This is a genomic window from uncultured Campylobacter sp. (assembly GCF_938018145.1).
Taxonomy (GTDB): domain Bacteria; phylum Campylobacterota; class Campylobacteria; order Campylobacterales; family Campylobacteraceae; genus Campylobacter_A.
The window spans coordinates 1-2,595 of record NZ_CALIII010000248.1 but is presented as its reverse complement, the minus strand read 5'-3'; the positions used below and the strand labels follow the sequence as shown (position 1 = coordinate 2,595).

3 protein-coding genes are annotated in these 2,595 nt (G+C 49.4%); all 3 read right to left on the bottom strand.

The genetic code is table 11. The features are described from left to right. Positions 1–442, bottom strand: a 442-nt coding sequence (locus Q0338_RS05745) for a nitrogen fixation protein NifR (protein ID WP_298085922.1), incomplete at its 3' end; no start/stop codon positions are given. Between the two features lie 7 nt (positions 443–449). Next, on the bottom strand, positions 450–989 hold the full coding sequence (gene mog, locus Q0338_RS05740; protein WP_002951483.1) for a molybdopterin adenylyltransferase: 540 nt from the start codon (positions 987–989) through the stop codon (positions 450–452). A 15-nt stretch (positions 990–1,004) separates the two neighbouring features. Then, positions 1,005–2,595: ATP-dependent metallopeptidase FtsH/Yme1/Tma family protein (locus Q0338_RS05735; RefSeq protein WP_298085921.1), on the bottom strand; the 1,591-nt coding region annotated here is incomplete at its 5' end.

Sequence of the window (2,595 nt, the reverse complement as noted above, 5' to 3'; positions counted from 1 at the left end):
TTAGGCTATTTTCGATACTAACGTAATAAACGCCGATCACGGCAAAAAGAGCAGCGATGCGTAAAATTTTAGATACGATTTCGTTGCCCAGTTTTGAGATATTTTCACTCACGGCTAGCGACAAAAATAACCAGCAAAATATCCAAATAAGCGCAAAAACCACGTCTAAAAATAAATTTTCATCGTAACGCTCGCGTACGACGATAGCAAAAACGGGCGAGAAAATCAGACTCAAGACGAACCAAAAAAGCGAACGAAACGCAAGCAGGACAAAACACGCATAGATACAAGCGCTAGCGGCAAGCAAAAGCCACTCTGCACCAAAAACTAGCCCGAGCACGTAAACGCCGATGCAAAGCGTAAAAAGGCCGCAAAAGAGCGAATAATAGCCCTCAAGCAGCCTCGTAGCCTTTAAATTTATATTTTCAAAAAAGTTTATCACGCGCGGATCACGAAATTTTCTTTTGTTTCGGGCGAAACACCTTCATCACGCTCTCGTCGGTCTCTATAAATGCGCCGCCGATGAGATCAATGCAGTAAGGAATCGCTGGAAATACGGGCTCTAGGCACTCTCTGATCGCCTTTGGCTGGCCGGGTAAATTTACGATGAGCGCGTGCCCTCTGATACCTGCGGTTTGGCGCGATAGGATCGCCGTAGGGACGTATTTTAGGCTAGCTGCGCGCATTAGCTCGCCAAAGCCAGGCATCATCTTTTCGCATACGGCCTCGGTCGCCTCAGGCGTCACGTCGCGAGGAGCCGGTCCCGTGCCGCCCGTCGTTAGCACTAGATCGCAGCCCAGCACGTCTATCATGTGTTTTAGGCGCTCTTTTATGAGCTCGATCTCGTCCGGGATCACCTCGTAAAAATACTCGCGCTCGCTCGTTATCCAGCCGTCTAAAACCTCTTTTATCGCCGCTCCAGATAGATCGTCGTATTTGCCCTCGCTAGCACGGTCGCTCAATGTCAATATGCCTATTTTCGCTTTCATTTTTTCTCCTTAAATTTAATTGTAATACTCTTTGATAATTTTGCCCAGCGCGTCTTTATCGATACTCTCAAAAATCTCGATATGCTCGCTGATGCGCTCTAGCTGCGCCTTCATGCCCGCCAAAAACGTCCCGACCTCGGCGTATGCCTCTTGCAGTAGCTCCTCGGCCTCCGCCGCGCTTGGCGTAAAGGTATGCCCCATGCCATACTCAAAAACCATATTTTGCGCGATTTCGCGAGCCTTTTGGATGTCGGCGTTGGAGTTTGAAAAGGTATCGTCTTTGACCATCTTTAGCGCGCTCATGCCCGCCAAACAGACCTTGATACGCGCAAACATCTGCGAGCGCGACTCTATCTCTCGCTCAGGGCGCATAAACTGCTCCTCGACGAGCGAAATTTTTTCAAATTCTATCCCAAACCAATACGCCGCCAAGGCCTTTGCGCCCTGATAGAGCGCTTGGATGCGCTTTTCCTCGTCGTTGTAGCTTAAAATCCTCTTTTTACCGAGCAGGACTTTGTTTAAAACGCTTTCAAAATCGCTAAAATCGATTATCTCGCCGCCGCGTCTTAGCGCATTTATCGCGGCTTCGTTTACCAGCGTAGAAAGCGCCGCCCCGCTAAAACCGACGCTGATACGCGCCACGTCCTGCGCCTCTACGCTCGTGTTTTTGTCTTTTAGATAGGATTTTAAAATCTCGACCCTATCGGTAAAATCGGGCATCGAAAGAAAAATACGCCTGTCAAATCGCCCCGAGCGTAGCAGCGCCTCGTCTATCATCTCGATGCGGTTGGTCGCGGCGATCACGATGACGCCAGAGTTATCCTCAAAGCCGTCCATTTCGGTCAGTAGCTGATTTAGCGTGGCCTCGCGCTCGTCGTTTCGGTTGCCGCCGCGCACCTTACCCACGGCGTCGATCTCGTCGATAAAGATGATAGAGGGCGCATAGGCTTTAGCCTTTAAAAACAGCTCATGCACGCGTTTTGCGCCCATACCGACGTAAATTTGCACGAAACTTGCGCCGCTTTGGTAAAAAAACGGCACGTCCGCCTCGCCGGCTACGGCTTTTGCAATTAGCGTTTTACCGACGCCGGGCTCTCCGATCATTAAAATTCCTTTCGGCAATTTGATGCCGAAATTTCGATATTTTGCGGGATTTTTTAAAAAATCCACGATCTCTATGAGTTCGTCCTTTACCTCGCTGATGCCCGCGACGTCGCTAAATCTCACGTCACTAACGCTTGGCGAAAGATCGCCGAGCTCCGCATTTGCGCCGCCGCCTTGACGCGTAGTGCCCACGCCGTCCATCTTGCGGCGCCGCGCCAGAACGGTTTCAAAATAATATACAAAGAGAAAAAATGCGAACGTAAAAATTACCAAGATCGCGCTGATACCACCGCTTTCGTTATCCTCTTCCTTCGTAATCAAAGCGTGGTTGGAGAGCTCTTTTAAATTAACGATATCGGTTAAAATTTTATAGCGTTTGCCGTCGTAAACGAAGCTTAGCGTGCCGTCCTCGATATGTGCGCGCTTGATCTGATCTTTTCGTACCAGCTCGCTAAATTCGCGCTCGGTGATATATCGCGAATCGTCTTTAAAATAAACGATC